Origin of the sequence: Nocardia sp. NPDC046763, assembly GCF_040645495.1 — a bacterium.
GTDB lineage: Bacteria > Actinomycetota > Actinomycetes > Mycobacteriales > Mycobacteriaceae > Nocardia.
In genome coordinates, this window is record NZ_JBEYYI010000004.1 from 257,095 (window position 1) to 273,277 (window position 16,183).

Here is a 16,183-nt window from a genome sequence, read left to right on the forward strand (position 1 = left end):
TCCCATCGAGTTAGGCGTCGGTATCCCGCACGCCGAACCTGCGGCGCAGCGGGAACGAGGCCAGAAAGCCGAGCGCCAGCAGCAGCGCGACGACGCCGGTGCCGATCAGGGCGACATCGCGTGGTGTGTGGTCGGGTGTGGGCGGCGGCGTGGGCAGGGCGAGCTGCTGATCCCGCGGTCCCGCGGGTCGCTTGGGCGGCAGGCTGTCTCGCACCTCGGCGGTGAGCGCGGCCACGGGATCGACTGTGCCGTAACCGATGGCCGGATTCCAGCCCTCACCCGGCGCGTGCGCGGTGGCCTCGATGCGCTCGATGACCCCGGCGGCGCGCATATCCGGATAGCGGGCCCGCACCAGCGCGGCCACGCCCGAGACCTGCGGCGCGGCGAAACTCGTTCCGCTGTAGGGGACGATCTGTCCCTGGTTGGTCACCTTGGCCGTAGTGAGCCCGGTGTTGCGGGGATCGACCGAGACGATGTTCTCGCCCGGCGCGGCCACCCCCACCCACGGCCCGGGGACGGTGAACTTCGACGGCTGGCCGAAGGCGTCCACCGAACCGACCGACAGCACATACGCGTCCCACCAGGCCGGCACCACATACGACGCGACGTGCTCCCACGGATCGTCGGTGGGATGCAGGGGATCCTGGCCCGGATTGCTCGCCTTGCAGGTATCGGTATTGCCCGCCGAGGCCACGATGACCACGTCCTTCTCGACGGCCGCATACCGCACCGCCGCGCCCAGCGCGCCCATCTCCGCGCCGGCGGGCTCGGTGGTGAGGCAGGCGACCAGGGAGATATTGATGACCCGTGCGCCCGCGTCGGCGGCCCGGCGCACCGCCGAGGCCAGAGCGGAAATCTTGCCGTAGCCGTCGGGCATATCGTCGGGGCCCTTCTCCCGGCCCGCACCCTTGGCCTGATACAGCGCACTGGTCTGGCGGATGGTCATGATCCGCGCCTCGGGCGCGACCCCGGCGAAGCCCTGGCCGCTGATCTCGGAAGCGGCGATGAGGCCCGCCACAATGGTGCCGTGGGCGTCGCAGTCCTCGGTGCCGTCGCCGCCCGCGGCCACATAGTCGCCGCCGGGAATCAGGCCGGGCAGCCGCGGGTGGCGAGACACCCCGGTGTCGATAACGGCCACCAATTGCCCTGCGCCCCGCGAGAATTGCCACGCATCGGGGAGGTCCAGGGTGCGCTGAGCGGGTGGAATGGTCGGCCCGCCACCGCCCACCTGGGTGCTGACGCACGGCGAGTTCGCGGGGTGTTCGGTCTCGGTCGGTGGCACGGCCGGACCACCGGGAGGCAGCAGGCCCGCGTCGATGGGCGGCGGCCGGTCCGCGAACGCGACACCTGGCCCGGCCCCCACTCCGACTGCCGCACCGAGCGCCAGGACCACCGAGGCCGCCGCGACCCGCAAGCCCCGCGCGCCGGGAGCGGGGTCGTGGAAACCGTTGGCGCTCAGCGCGCTATCCAGCATGGCCGACCACGATCACAGTCCGCGTACGAGGGCGTAGAGGTCGGTCACCCAGAAGGCCAGCGGCACCACGGCTGCCACGAATGCGTATTCCAGCAGTTCCACCGCCCGCCGCACGGGTGGGGTGGCCTGCTGGCGGGGCACGATGATGCCCAGGACCAGTGCCGCGGCGAAAAGTGCCAGGGCCACACCGAAAATCGTGAGTGGCTGTCGCCGGGTGAGAGCCGCACCGATGAGCACCAGCAGCACGATGGAGGTGGCGCCGGCGATCAGGACCACGGCTTGTTCCGCACCCGCATAGGTGCGGCCGCGGAACATCAGCACCATGGCGCACACCAGCGCAAGGGCCAGGCCCGGCCAGTATGGGGTGCCGGCGGTCGGATCCACGGCGGCGACCGCCCCGGCCACGACCACCGCGGTGGTCGCCGCAACCAATCCGGCCAGATAGTCGCGCGCCCGTGCGGATTTCGCGCGCAGCACCTCCATGGTGGGCAGGGCCCGATGGTCGTCGGGGTCGTCCTCGGTGGGGTCGATGGGGGTGCCGGGTGCGGGGACCGGCGGCAACGGCAGCGCGGCCAGCAGCATGGAAAGCCGTGGGGCCAGGGACAATCCGGCCAGGCCCAGCGCCGCCGCGCCGCCGCCGATGGCGTGCACGGGCAGATCCGTCAGCAGGCCCACCAGTATCGCGGGGATGGCGAAGACCGCCAGCGCGGTCGCGCCGATGAACAGGCCCAGCCCGACCCCGCTCACCCGCCAGGCCAGCATCGCGGTGGCCCCGGCCAGGACCGTGCCCAGTAACGCGTTGGCCCAGCCGAAGTGGCTCGGCACGAACAGCATGCCCGCGCTGAAGGCGGTGGGCAGTGCGCAACCGCCCAGCACCACCGCGCTCGCGCGGTCGTGGTACATGCGGCTGAGCACCATGCTCGCGGTGACCAGCAGCAGGGTGACGGCGGCGGCCACGGTCGCGCTCACCCAACCGGGAATGGCGGTGGGCGCTGCCAGTAGGCCGAGGCAGCCGGTCAGCATGATGGCCACCGCCAGCGTCGATCCGGTCAGCCGGGCCGTACGCGGCGTCCAGCCGCGGAAGTGATCGGCGTCGGCGATGGCGACGTTGTACATGATGTCGTCGAAAAGCGGTGTGGGCGCGATATGTTCGGCGCTCTCCAGCATGAGCAGCTCCCCGTCGCGCACGCCCTGCTCGGCCAGGCTCAGGGAATTGGAGAAGGGCGGCTGCCCGACACGGGCCAGCACCCACTCGTGCGGCTCGAACTGTTCCCCGTCGTGGTCGAAGTCATTGACGCGATTGTGCTGGTCGACCATGTCGACCACGCTCGGGATGACCAGTGCCACCGGCACATCGACGGGAATGGCCATGTCGACCTGAGTGTGCTTGGCCAGAATGGTGACTCGCGCCAGATCCGGCGCGCGGACCGTGCCGCGGAGTTCGTCGAGGTGATCGGTCCGCGACTGCGCCACGCCCGCACTGTACGGCATGATGGTTGCCGTTCGTGCACTGAAGCCCCAAGTCGACCCGAATCCGTGGGGGATTTTCCGCGATGAGCACCATACGGTTCCAGCGCCGGCCGCGCCGGGAGATGCCCCGCTCACCCGGCGGTGAGGTGAGCCTGCAGCCGCCGCCGGAGATTCCGCGGACGGTTCCGGCCACTCTCTTCACCAAGCTCATGCCGGTGGTGACGGCCGTGGGCATGCTCGGGATGGTCGCGCTGATGATCACCTCCGGGAGTGGTCTCGCCGCCAATCCGATGAGCCTGATGTTCCCGATGATGATGGTGTTCTCCATGGTCGGGATGTATGCGGGGCAGGGCGGCAAGGGGCAGCGGGCGGTCGAGGCCGATGAGGATCGCAAGGACTATCTGCGCTATCTGGACCAGGTTCGCCGGGATGTGGAGGAGACGGCCGGGCAGCAGCGGGCGGCCGTGGAATGGAGTCATCCGGAGCCCGGGCTGATCTGGATGCTCGCGGGGACCACGCGGATGTGGGAGCGCCGACCGGGGGACCGGGACTTCTGTCACGCCCGCATCGGCCTTGGTAGCCAAAGACTTGCTACGAGACTGGTCGCCCCGGAAACTGGACCCGTCGAGGAGCTCGAACCCATTGCCGCGGTCTCGCTGCGGCGCTTCGTGCGCACCCACTCCACCGTGCCCGATCTGCCCACCGCCCTCGCCGTCAAGGGCTTCGCCGCCGTCCAGCTCACCGGCGACCGCGTCCAGGCTCGCGACATGTCCCGCGCCATGCTGTTGCAGCTGGCCATGTTTCAGGGCCCCGACCAGGTGCTGATCGCCGTGGTCTGTGGACCGGACGCCGTCCGCGAATGGGAGTGGACCAAGTGGCTGCCCCACGCCCAGCACCCCGACTCTCAGGACGGCGTCGGCAGCGGGCGTATGGTGTACGGCTCCGTCCGCGAGGCGCACACCGATCTGAATTCCCTGCTGAACAACCGGATTCGATACTCTCGCAATCAGCCGCCCGATCCGAACCTGATCCAGCTCGTGCTGGTGGTGGACGGCGGACTACTCGAGGCCGAGCAAGATCCCCTGCGGGAGAACGGTTTCGAGGGCGTGACGGTTATCGACCTGTGCGGGTACGCGCCGCGGCTGGCTGCCTCCCGGGGCATTCAGATGGTGGTCGAGAACGGCGAGTGCGCCGGGCGCGGAGCCTCCGGAGCGATGGAGCGCTTCGCCGTCGTCGACCGCATCACCGCCCGGGAGGCCGAGCAGGCCGCGCGGCGGCTCGCGCCGTATCGGGCCGCCGTCGCGCGCACCGCCGCGGCCACCGGCGAGGAGGGCGAGGTCATCTCGAGCTGGTCACAGCTGCTGGGCCTGGGCGATATCGGTACCTTCACCCCCGAGACGGCGTGGAAGCCGCGCTATGGCCGGGAGCGGCTGCGGGTGCCCTTCGGCGTCGGGGCCGACGGGCTGCCGGTGGTGCTCGACATCAAGGAGGCGGCCGAGGGCGGCGTGGGGCCGCACGGGCTGTGCATCGGCGCAACCGGCTCGGGTAAGTCGGAATTCCTTCGGACGCTGGTTCTTTCGCTCATCGCTACGCACTCGCCGGATCAGCTGAACTTCGTGCTGGTGGACTTCAAGGGCGGCGCGACCTTCCTCGGGCTGGAGGGGGTGGCGCATGTCGCGGCCATCATCACCAATCTGGAGGAGGAGGCCGATCTGGTCGACCGCATGCGCGACGCGCTGGCCGGCGAGATGAACCGCCGCCAGGAACTGCTCCGCGCGGCAGGCAATTTCGCCAATGTCTCCGAGTACGAGAAGGCGCGGGCGGCGGGCGCGGATCTGGATCCCCTGCCCGCGCTGTTCGTGGTGCTCGACGAGTTCTCCGAATTGCTCTCGCAGCATCCGGATTTCGCGGAACTGTTCACCATGATCGGCCGACTGGGCCGTTCGCTGCATGTGCATCTGCTGCTGGCCTCACAGCGGCTCGAGGAGGGGCGGCTCAAAGGGCTGGAAAGTCACCTCTCCTACCGCATCGGCCTGAAGACATTCTCCGCCAATGAATCCCGGCAGGTGCTGGGCGTGCCGGATGCCTATACCCTGCCCAGCAATCCCGGTGGCGGCTACCTGAAATCCGATTCGGGGGAGATCCAGCGGTTCCAGTCCGCCTACGTCTCCGGTCCCTATGTCGGCGGCGGCTCGCAGCGCGATGCCGCGGTGGCCACCCGGTCCGGCGACATCGATGTGAGCGCACGCCCGTTCATCGCCGGCCACGTGGAGTTCCGTGCCGCCGACCGGATTCCGCTGCCCGGCCCGCCGGAATTGGTGACGGCCCCCGCCGACGCGGATCAGATCTCCAACCTGCAGATGCTGGTGTCGCGGGTGCGCGGGCACGGTCGGCCGGCCCACGAGATCTGGCTGCCGCCGCTCGGTGCGGCATCCACGCTCGATAGGCTGCTGCCGCGCTCGATCCTCACCGGGGACTGGAATCCCGTTGCGGCCCTGCGTGCCCCGATCGGCATTGTCGACCGGCCCTACGATCAGCGCCGCGACCCCATGGTGGTGGACCTGTCCGGATCGCGCGGCAATGCGGCGGTCGTCGGCGGCCCGCAGTCGGGGAAATCGACCGCGCTGCGAGCGCTCGTCATGGCGATGTCCTTGACGCACACCGCCGAACAGGTGCAGTTCTATCTCCTGGACTTCGGCGGCGGCACCATGGTCGGCCTGGAGGGGCTGCCGCACGTGGGTGCGGTCGCCAGCCGCATGGAGGAGGACACGGTGCGGCGCACCGTGGCCGAGATGGTGGGCATCGTGCGCCGCCGCGAGGCCACCTTCCGGCGGCTCGGCGTGGAGTCCATGACCGAGTTCCGGCGGCTGCGCGCCGACCCGGGGGTCGGTGATCGCGCCGCCGGCCCGGGAACCGGTCTCACCGCCGCGGGCGTGCACGAGGATCCGTTCGGCGACGTGTTCCTGGTGATAGACGGGTACGGTGCGTTCCGGCAGGAGTTCGAACCGCTGGATCAGACCGTCATGAACCTTGCGGTGCAGGGACTTTCGTACGGCGTGCACGTGGTCATGTCGCTGAACCGCTGGGCCGAGGCACGGCCCGCGCTCAAGGACCAGATCGGCACCCGCGTCGAACTGCGGCTCGGCGACCCCATGGACTCGGATCTGGGGCGCAAGTTCGCGGCGCTGGTGCCCATGGGCCGCCCGGGCCGCGGCATGACCGCCGACGGGTTGCACATGCTGACCGCACTGCCGCGGGTGGACGGCGACTCCGACCCGTCGACGCTGGGAACCGGTGTGGCGCAGGCTGTTTCGGTCATTGCCCAGTTCACCCCGGGGCGTCCCGCACCGGCGGTGCGCATGCTGCCCGATCGGCTGTTGCGTGCGGAGCTGCTGCGGCTGGCGGGGGACTGGCCCGCCGAGGTGGATGGCACCCAGCCGTGCCTGCGCTTTCCGCTCGGCATCAATGAATCCGGTCTGGCCCCGGTGTATCTGGATCTGGCGGCGAGCCAGCACTTCGTCGTCATCGGCGATTCCGAGTGCGGCAAGACCACACTGCTGCGCGCGCTGGTGCATTCCATCTGCGCGTCCAATACCACCGATCAGGCGCGCATCATCCTGGGCGACTACCGCCGGACCATGCTCGGCACCGTGCCGCAGGGCTATCTCGCCGGCTACGGCACCACCGCCCCGCAGTTCACCCAGAACATGGCCGATCTGGCCGCCTACGTCACCCAACGCATGCCCGGCCCCGAGGTGACCCCGCAGCAACTCGAGGACCGGTCCTGGTGGCGCGGCCCGGAACTCTATGTCGTCGTCGACGACTACGACCTGGTCGCCACTGCCGGCGGCAACCCGCTGCACGCCCTCGTCGACCACCTGGCCCACGCCCGAGACCTCGGCTTCCACCTCATCCTGGCCCGCCGCTCCGGTGGCGCCGGCCGGGCCATGTACGAGGCCACCCTCAACCGCCTCAAGGAACTCAATTCCGCCTCCCTGATCATGAGCTGCAGCCGCGACGAGGGCACCCTCTTCGGCAATACCCGCCCCGCCCTCATGCCCCCGGGTCGCGGCACCTACGTCACCCGCGCAAGCGAGGACCTGATCCAAACCGCCTGGCCGCCTACGGACGATTTGTGACGGCGAGCTGCCCGAGACACCACCGGCACTGCGAAACCCTCACCGGGCACCCCGCCTTCCGCACCGACATCGGCATCCCGGCCTGATCGCCGCCCACCTACACGCCTCGCCCTCGACCACGGGCGTCGTCGTTTGATAACTTGAATTGGTTACTCGTTGAACACGAGGTGGTTCCATCGCTATGGTCCGCACAACGTGATAGACGTCGGCTGCGACAGTCCGGAAAACGCCGCACTGTCGATTGCGGGGGTCATCGACCGATTCGCTTCCGCTTGGAAGGAGCGGGGTTCGCCGCCGGATCCACATGCATTCCTCGCGGAGAGCGGCGGGTATCGTCGAATTCTGTTGATCGAACTCATCAAAGTCGACCTCGACTACCGTTGGGTCCACTACAGATTTCCGAAACGGTTGGCCGACTATCAAGCCGAGTATCCCGAGCTGAATACGGCTCCGTTGCCACCCGATCTTGTTTACGAGGAGATTCACGCTCGCCTCAAAGGCGGTGACGCGCCGGATCCAGAGGAGTACAGCGCAAACACCTCTTTGCAGGCGACCCGACTGACGCAGAATCTCGCGGAACCCGAGTACCGCAGCACTCTGATCGTGCAGCCAGGCATACTCGACGCGCTCGGGGAATTCGAATCGGGTGGCCGAATCGACGATTTCGACTTGCTGATGCGATTGGGCAGCGGCGCGTTTGCCCGCGTTTTCCTCGCGAGGCAGCGGTCTTTGCAGCGGTTCGTGGCCGTGAAAATCTCACGCAATCACGGCAAGGAGCCGGAAACCCTGGCCCAGCTCGACCACGACTACATCGTCCGCGTATTCGATCAACGAATCCTCCACGACGGTGCCCTGAAACTCATGTACATGCAGTTCCTGCCGGGAGGCACACTTCTCGATGTGCTGCGCCACATACAGGCCACGAAGCCCGAGCAGCGGAGCGGTCGACTGTTGCTGGAGGCAATCGACGGCACGCTATCGCGTCGGGGCATCGTCGAGCCGGCGGAATCGGCGGTCCGGCGTGAGATAGCAGAACTGAGTTGGCCGGACACTGTTGCATGGCTCGGGGTTCGACTGGCAAGCGCGATCGACTACGCACACCGCCGCGGCATTCTCCATCGCGACCTGAAGCCGGCGAACATACTGTTGACCGCCGAGGGCATCCCCAAGCTTGCGGACTTCAACATCAGCTTCAGCCGGCACATTGCGGGAGCCAGCCCCCTCGCCTACTTCGGCGGCTCGTTGGATTACATGTCCCCTGAGCAGCTGCAGGCATGTCATCCCGACATGTCGACGACTCCTGCCGACATCGACACCCGCAGCGATCTGTATTCGCTTGCGGTCGTGTTGTTCGAACTGCTGACTGGGCATCGACCGATCAGTGACCCACCCGACGCCGGGCTCTCGGCGACATCTCTGGAGCAGATGATCGCGGTTCGCAAACATGCCATCACCGGCGAGGTCCTGGCGGGCATCCCCTCGGATTGCCCGGCCGTACTGCGCCACACGCTGCTGAGGTGCCTTGCACCACAACCGAGCGATCGCTATCCCTCCGGAGCCGGGCTCGCGCGACAGCTCGAGCTCTGCCTCGATCCACGCGCCCGCGACCTGGTCGATCCGCCGTCGGGTACGTGGCGCTCGAGGCTCGCCCCTTGGGTCCTGATCGCGCCCGTCGTGTTGTTCGTAGCCGGCGACGCGATGGGCATGCTGTACGACTTCTTCCACAACTCGCCGATTCTCAACAAGTACCTGTCATCGACGCAGTGGGACTACCTGCGAAACGTTGTCTGGATGATCATCCTGGTAGTCATGCCGCCCGCAACTGGCTTGTATCTCTTCACATGTCGGTACGCGATCCGAGTTCCGCACGGGCTGCGACGGGGTAGACAGTACGACTCTGCGACCATCGTTCGCGCCAGAGTGGACCTGCTTCGGCTCGGCGACCGAGTCGCCCTCATGACTCTGGGCGGTTGGGCACTCGGAGCCGTTGTCGCGACCGTCGCCGTCGCCGGGCTTTCAACACTGCGGCCATCATTGATCGCGCATCTCGTTTTCGCGAACATCCTCGGCGGTCTGGTGGCCGTCAGCTACACCTTCCTGTTCTTGACCTTCTACCTGGTCAGATGTGTTTATCCGCCGCTGTTGCTGCGCAGCGACATCACGGCCGCCGACGTGCACCAACTCCGCGCCCTCTCCCGCCGTTGCCCGGTCTACCTCGCGATCGCGCTTTCGATCCCCCTCCTGAGCGTGTTCTTCGGGTTGACCTTTGTCGATTCGACCGATGCGGTGGCTGTTATCGGTCCGATTCGGTGGTTGAGTGTGGGTGCGGTGCTCGGCTCATTGGGTTCGTACCTGCTCTTCCGTAGGTTGGAGGGCGACTTGTCTGCACTCACCCGAGTGGTAGAACGTCTTTGGTTCGATAGTTCCGATCGCCATGACAACCAATCGGCCGAAGGTCCTGGGAGACAAGCCCTTACCCCGGCGTGACAATGCGTTCGGATGGCGCGCGGTGGAACCCGGCAGTCAGCCCGCTGCGCGGGCCGACTGCCCTGCCCACAACCCGGAAACCAGAAGGCGGGTCAGAACAGGCCGGCCAAGGCGGTGTCCTTGGCCTGGAGTTCGGCGTTGCCGGTGCGGACGAGGGTGGCTGCGCCGCTGAGGGTGGTGTTGAGCTGGAGGACGTGTTGGTTCCACGTGCGCTGGAGGTCGGCGAACGCGTCGTTGGCGTCACCCTTCCAGCTGTTCTGCACGAACTCCTCCACACTGCGGTGGAAGGCCTCGAGTTCGTCGCGGATGACCTCCGCGCGGCGGATGATCGAATTCGCGCCGTCGGCGACGCCTTCGAAGTGGGCGGAGATGATCTGGCCGTCTACTGCTGCCATGGTGAATTCCTTTGCCACTATTAGGAATAGAGGGGGAGGCCGAATCGGCTAGACGGCCGGGAGGTCCAGGCCAGCGATCTGCGCGTCGACCTTGGATTCGTAATTCTTGTCGTGCTCTTCGTAGTTGGAGCCGACCTTGATCAGGGTCTCGGCGGTGTGCATCAGCTTGTCGTTGAGCTTGTCGGCCTGGAAGTAGTACCGCTGCATGAACGCATTGAAGGCGTCAGCCGCGCCGCCCCTCCAGTTCGAACCGGCGACCATGCTGTCCTCGTCGCGCTTCAGATCGGTGATGGCGTGCATCAGCATGTCGTGGGTCTGCTGGAACTCCTGGGCCTTGGCCTGAATGAGCTCATTGCTGGCTTCGAATGCACCGGCCACGGTGTCTCCTCTCGATTTGCGGGCGAACGACCTCTCAGTGCTATTGGACGTAGGTCACGACCCGCCGGTTCCGCCCTCGCTCGGCTGTTCGCCACCAAACCGACTACCAGGTGCTGTTCGCCAGTAAGGCGTACTGCGCGGCCGCCCGCTGATGGGCGTCGGCGAGCTGATTCGACTCGACCGCACCCGTGTAGCGGCGGTAGCTGACCATGCACCGAAAGCGCTTGGCGCCACTGTTCCGGTTCTGGTCGCTGGTCTCACCGCATTTCGCGTTCGGCACCCCGGCGGGCGCATCCGCGACGCCTGAATAGCCGTGCCCGAGAATGGCGGCGGACAAACGCTCGGCGGCCTGGGCGTCCCGCGCGCGGAAGAGCATGCTGACGCCGTCGTACGACGCACCGGAGGTGGCGAATCGATCCATGCCGCTGTCGGCGATCAGCCGCCCCCAGAAATCCTGGTCACGCACCCGATTCAGGAATCCCCGCGGTTCGGCGACCGCCTGGTTGGTGAAGTCGGGCGCGAAATAGACCTGTGTGGAGAGGGTCCGCCGCAGCATTCCGTCCGCGTCGAAGGGCAGCCGCAGGACGCCCTCGCGGTCCAGGGGCGGCAGTGAATCCAGCAGCGGCAGTTGCGCGTCGTAGACTTTTTCGGCGAGGGCTGTCAACTTCGGCAGGTCCGGATCCTTCACCCCGAGATAGGTGTCCACAACATAGCTGCCGTGCGCCAGGGCCGATCCGATGCTGGCCACGCCCGGGCGCCAATGGCTGTGGGCGTCAGGGTATTTCGATAGTGACACGTGCTGATTCGCATCGGCCGCCACCCCGAAATCGGCATTCTCCAAGTCCGTGGCGGCCTTCGATGCCGCCGCGGCATCGGGGAATTGCATCACCGTCACCGTGGTGAACGCGCTGTCGTCGGGCGTCTTGCCGTACTTGTCCGGCTGCTTCACGCTGTGCCCCACCGCGACACCGAACATCATCTTGCCGGCGTCGAGGATCGGCGCGGTGACCTTGGCCAATACGGCAGTGGCCTCGTCCGAATCCTTGAAGGGCTGAACGCCGGTGCTGTACTTGAATTCCGGATCCACGTCTGCCGCGTTGACGACGTGGTCCGCCAGTCGCTGCTCGGCCAGTTCGAAACCCTTGGCCATGTCGGGGGAGTACTCGTAGCGCAATTCCAGCGGATCGGTGGAGTACTTGCCGACATCCAGTGTGCGGACGTCGATTTCCCCGGGGCGGGCGCTGCCTTGCACGGTCGTGCCACACCCCGCCACGGCGGCGGCCGTCAGCGCGAGCAGGGCAGTCACTCGAAGTTTGTGCGAGAGCATGGTTTCCGTTCTCCCTCAGTGATCCGCGTTGACCAGCAGGGCGTACTGCGCCGAGATGCGCTGCTGGGCATCGAGGAGCTGATTCGTCGAGACCTCGGCGGCGAAGCGACCGTGCCTGACGTAGCAGTAGTAGGAGATCGCGAACTTCTCGGGACCGGTGTACTTGCGGCACTGGGCATTCGGCAGGTTCGCCGGAGACTCGGCGGGCCGGAACGTGCGTGAGGTCTCGCTGCGCGCGGCGACGATCGCGTCGGCGCCTACGGCGTCACGGGCGCGGAAGACGGTGCCGCCGTTGAACGCCACCCGGTCGACACCCGCCTTGTCGAACAGTGCCGCGTTGTCGTCGCCGGGGAACAGTTGCAGTCCGCCGTGCTGGTCGTAGACGCCGGGAATGCCGCGCTCGGATTGATCGTCGTACACGGTCGGCAGCGTGCGCCCGAGGACTCCGTCCATATCGACGGGCTGTTCGGTCAGCTGGTCCTGGGGGATGACCGGGACCTTGGCGAGGGCGGGCGGGATGGCATCGAGGCCGAGCTGCGCCCGGGCGGTGAGCTTGGCCGGATCGCTCACGCCGGTCTCGGCCATCACGTCGTCCCAGATGTAGGTGAAGAGGACGAATCTACCTGTGGCATACCAGGATCGGACGGTGGCATTGAAGTTGTATTGGGTATCGAGGTAGACGAACGCGTCCGGATACTTGTCGATCCGCAGGCGCTGACTGCCCGGGACGGCGTCGAAGTCGGTCTGGCCGAGGGCCTTGGCGGCGGCGCTCGCCGCGGCGTCATCGGTGAACATCAGCACGACGTTCGAGTACTCGTAGGCCAGCGCACCCTGTTTGTCGGAGTCGCCGGTGGTGACGAAGCCCGATATGAAACCCGGGGCCGCGGCCTTCAGAGCATCGGCTTTGGCGTTGGTGCGCAGTTTCATCGCACCCGAACCGAAATCTATGAACGGGCGGATGGCGCCGTTCACCGCGGCTGCCGGGTACCTGACCTGAGGATTCACCTCGGACGGCAGGGGAATGTAGTTGGCCAGCCGTTCGGCCTGTACGGCGCGCGCCAGGTCGGGATCGGCCGCCTTGTCGTAGTGCTTGGGCTGGGTGGGCAGATTGCCGGTGTCCAGCTTGGACAGGTCGATTGTGGCCTCGGCGGGCTCGACCGGGCCGGGCGCGGTGTCGGAGCCGCAGGCGGCGGTGCTCGCCATCGTCGCGGCGACAGCTACGGACACGACGGCGCGTGCGAGCTTGCGCATGGTTCCCCCCGACAAACGAACGATCGGTCGCTACCCTACTTGATCCTGTTGTGCAGCACCGGAACCAGCTTGTCGACCAGGGTCTGCGACGAATCCGGGGTCCAGCCGCGCAGCGCGGCCACTGCGGCCGGATCGTCGAGCGGAACGACGACGGCGCGCGAGCTGGTGATCTCGTTCGGCAGGCCGAGCAGCCCACCGCCACCGGCCTTTTCGTCGCTGCGCACCGCGATGATGTAGGAATCGTCGGACACGGTCAGCGATCCGTAGCCCTCGGAGGGGCGGGGAGAGGATTCACCGCCCTTGGGCTGGTACTCGTTGTTATAGACGAAGCCGAGGCTCTCCAGGAACTTCGCCTGCGGGGTGCCTGCCAGATAGATGCTGTATTTGGTGTTGAACTGCGCACCGGTCACGTCGACCATGGTGACGGTCTTGCCCGCGAAGGCGGGATTGTCCTTGCGCGCCTTGTCCACCGGGCTCAGATTGGGATCCACCGCGGTGGTTGCGGCGGGGCCGGCGCTGGAGGTCGTTGCGGCGGAGTTGGTCTCGCCGCCGCCTGTGGCAACGATCCCGATGCCCACGGCCAGCGCGACCGCCACCACCGCCGCGCCGATCCCGATGTAGAGCCGGTTGCGGTTGCGCGGGGCCTGCCCCGTCGCGGTCGGCTCGGACGCGGAAAGTGGTACACCGCCCGTGGTTTCGCCGCCAGGTAGCAGCATGCTCTGCGGCGCGACCTGGATCGGATAGGTCGGCGAGGTGGTGGTGGAGACCGGGTTGTAGCCGGGCACCAGTGCGGCCGTGGCGGCCTCGGTGAACTCGCGGCAGGAGTTGAAGCGCTCGGCCGGGTTCTTCGCCATGGCACGCGCGAAGACCTCGTCCAGCGTCGCGGGCAGGTGCGGGTTGACGTCGGTGGCGCGCGGCGGCGGCTCATGCAGGTGGCCCATCATGACCAGCGCCGGTTGCGTTGCGGGATAAGGGTTCCGGCCGGTCAGCAGCTTGAAGAAGGAGCAGCCGAGGCTGTAGATGTCGGCGCGGTGGTCCAGCGGCCGGCCGGACAGCTGTTCCGGCGGCGCGTAGGCGATGGTGGCCACGAAGCTGCCGGTCTGGGTGAGCTCGGTGGTGTCCTCGGTGGACTTGGCGACGCCGAAGTCGGCGAGCAGGGCGCGCTCGTCCTCGCCGTCGACGCTGGAGAGCAGGAAGTTGGCGGGCTTCACATCCCGGTGCAGCAGGCCGCGGCGGTGCGCGTAGTCCAGGCCGCGGCCGATCTGGGTGACGATGGACAGCGCGCGCAGCGGCGGCACCGCGGCCGGATCACGCTTGAGCTCGGCCGAGGCGTCGATGCCCTCGACATACTGCATGGCGATCCACAGCTGGCCGTTCTCCTCGCCGCGATTGTGGACCGTGACGATATTCGGGTGGTCCATGCCCGCAACCACATTCGCCTCGCGTTCGAAGCGGCCGCGGAACTCCTCGTTGGCGGTCAGATCGGAGGAGAGCACCTTGAGCGCGTCCATGCGCGGCAGTTCGGGATGCTTGGCCAGGTAGACCGTGCCCATACCGCCGGATCCGAGCACGCGGACGATCCGATACCCGCCGACGATGGTGCCGGGACTCAGCACTGTGCCGCCTCTCCGCGACTGCCGCTCCGCCTCTCCGCGCGGCGGGCGGCTGAGAGCCGTACTGCACCCGTGCCGACGGCCGGGTGCCGAACGAATTTTGGACGTACCCCGGGAGTTACCCCAATCGGTACGAGATCAGTGGTCACTTTGGCATACGAAGACTCGTCAGTCGAATGGGCTGAAGGATGGGGCGGCTATGTGGTCCAGGGCCGGGACGTAACCTGGTGCTGTGTCGAACAACGCCTGCCGCATGCTCCCCGGGAGCCGGTTCCCTTGATGGATCGGCAGGTCGAGGTGGTCGCGGGCGGCCATGTGGTGAGCCGGGTGGCGGGTGCGGTCATCCTGGTGGCGCATCGGGAGCCGGGGGCGCTCACGCCGGGATCGCGGGCCGTGGTGGTGGCGCGGGCGCTGGGCGAGCTGGTCGCGGACGCGACGGATCAGGCCCCGGACGGGCCGGGCCGACTGGTCGCGCGGCACGCCACCCGCTGGCTGATGAAGGACGCCGAGCGCATCTCGCCCGGTGCGCCCATCGAATTCGGCATCCTGACCGCCGCCGACACCGGTGGCCTGGCGATCTTCCTGCACGGATCGGTGACGGCGCTGCTGGCCGGGTCCGTGGTCGAGTACTACCGCGGCAGCGACGCCGCCTTCACCGTGGACCGGGTGGCCGAGCCGCCCGCGCGGGCCGCCGCCCTGTTCATCGATGGGAACCGGCCGCCGGAGCTACCCGGGCGCGGAATCGGTTCGCTCATCGAGGGACTCGCACCGGCGGCGGGCGCGGTGGTGTGGTTCGAGGGCGAGCCGGTGGCGTCGCGACGGCCCGGGCGCCCGGCCGGGGCGCGGCAGCGGGTCGTGGAACCGCCGCCGCCGACCGCGGCGTTCGACGCGGAGCGGGAGCGGGAGCCGGAAGCGATTCCCCTGGACCCCGACCTGATTCCGACCCGCACCTCCAATCGCATTCCGGAGAGCCTGGATCCGGAACCCGCCCCGGTGGATCCGGACACCGAGGGCATCGACCTGCACCATGCGCCGACCGAGATGGGCGGCGCCCGGGAGGCGAACGGCACCAACCCCGCGCCCAAACCCGACCCGGATCTGCAGCGTCGCCTGGAGGCCACCGCCAAGGCCACCGCGCTCACCGTGAAGGTGCTCGGATTCAAATGCGCGCGTGCCCATCCCAGCGATCCGCGGGCGGCCTTCTGCACCGTGTGCGGCATGCCCGTGGATCAGACCCAGCAGCCCGCCGAGGTGATCCGGCCGCCGCTGGGCATGCTGGTGCTCGATGACGGCATGACCTACATGGTGGCCGTCGACGCCGTGGTCGGCCGCGACCCCGAGCACTCCGATCCGGTGCGAGCGGGCCTGCTGCCCTTGCGAATCGACGACAATTCCGGCGGCATGTCCCGCGTCCACGCCGAGATCCGCCTGGTGAACTGGGACATCACGATCGTCGACCACGGCTCCACCAACGGCACCCGGGTCCGCCCGCAGGGCTACCGGGATTGGATTCGGCTACAACCGAACCAGCCTTTCACCCTGACCGCCGGCACCGAAGTCATGCTCGGCAACCGGGTGCTGCGGCTCGAGCCGGTAGCGCCTCCGCCCTTCGGGTAACCCGGCGTGACAACTGATTTCGCACCGTCCGG

The 16,183-nt window shown here is 67.8% G+C and carries 10 protein-coding genes; 3 read left to right on the plus strand and 7 right to left on the minus strand.

Annotated features, from left to right (window positions below; all coding sequences use genetic code 11):
• Nucleotides 1-10: 10 nt before the first annotated feature.
• Together mycP and eccD are read right to left on the minus strand one after the other, a co-directional pair.
• Nucleotides 11-1,474 (minus strand): type VII secretion-associated serine protease mycosin, encoded by a 1,464-nt coding sequence (mycP, locus tag ABZ909_RS08555; protein WP_356997075.1) that lies wholly within the window; start codon nt 1,472-1,474, stop codon nt 11-13.
• A gap of 12 nt (nt 1,475-1,486) precedes the next feature.
• The gene (eccD, locus tag ABZ909_RS08560; RefSeq protein ID WP_356997076.1) at nt 1,487-2,947 is read right to left on the minus strand and encodes a type VII secretion integral membrane protein EccD; all 1,461 of its coding nucleotides are present in this window, start codon (nt 2,945-2,947) and stop codon (nt 1,487-1,489) included.
• Nucleotides 2,948-3,027: 80 nt separating this feature from the next.
• Between eccD and eccCa the strand changes: the two genes are divergently transcribed.
• Nucleotides 3,028-7,083, plus strand: coding sequence for a type VII secretion protein EccCa (gene eccCa, locus ABZ909_RS08565; protein WP_356997077.1), 4,056 nt, complete (start codon nt 3,028-3,030; stop codon nt 7,081-7,083).
• Between the two features lie 195 nt (nt 7,084-7,278).
• A complete protein-coding gene (locus ABZ909_RS08570; RefSeq protein WP_356997078.1) occupies nt 7,279-9,570 on the plus strand; it encodes a serine/threonine-protein kinase in 2,292 nt (763 codons plus the stop codon).
• Between the two features lie 92 nt (nt 9,571-9,662).
• On the opposite strand, the gene ABZ909_RS08575 is transcribed toward ABZ909_RS08570, so the two are convergent.
• The 5 genes from ABZ909_RS08575 to ABZ909_RS08595 form a co-directional block, all read right to left on the minus strand.
• Nucleotides 9,663-9,965 (minus strand): WXG100 family type VII secretion target, encoded by a 303-nt coding sequence (locus tag ABZ909_RS08575; RefSeq protein ID WP_356997079.1) that lies wholly within the window; start codon nt 9,963-9,965, stop codon nt 9,663-9,665.
• A gap of 48 nt (nt 9,966-10,013) precedes the next feature.
• On the minus strand, nt 10,014-10,343 hold the full coding sequence (locus ABZ909_RS08580) for a WXG100 family type VII secretion target (RefSeq protein WP_356997080.1): 330 nt from the start codon (nt 10,341-10,343) through the stop codon (nt 10,014-10,016).
• Nucleotides 10,344-10,446: 103 nt separating this feature from the next.
• Entirely contained in the window at nt 10,447-11,649 is a 1,203-nt protein-coding gene (locus ABZ909_RS08585; protein ID WP_356997081.1) for a hypothetical protein, read from the minus strand.
• Between the two features lie 36 nt (nt 11,650-11,685).
• Nucleotides 11,686-12,921, minus strand: coding sequence for a hypothetical protein (locus ABZ909_RS08590; RefSeq protein ID WP_356997082.1), 1,236 nt, complete (start codon nt 12,919-12,921; stop codon nt 11,686-11,688).
• A gap of 35 nt (nt 12,922-12,956) precedes the next feature.
• Nucleotides 12,957-14,537, minus strand: a complete 1,581-nt coding sequence (locus ABZ909_RS08595) for a serine/threonine-protein kinase (protein ID WP_356997083.1) — start codon at nt 14,535-14,537, stop codon at nt 12,957-12,959.
• 276 nt (nt 14,538-14,813) lie between these two features.
• Here ABZ909_RS08595 and ABZ909_RS08600 point away from each other — a divergent pair, with 276 nt between their 5' ends.
• Nucleotides 14,814-16,151, plus strand: coding sequence for an FHA domain-containing protein (locus ABZ909_RS08600; RefSeq protein ID WP_356997084.1), 1,338 nt, complete (start codon nt 14,814-14,816; stop codon nt 16,149-16,151).
• The last annotated feature ends 32 nt before the right edge of the window (nt 16,152-16,183 follow it).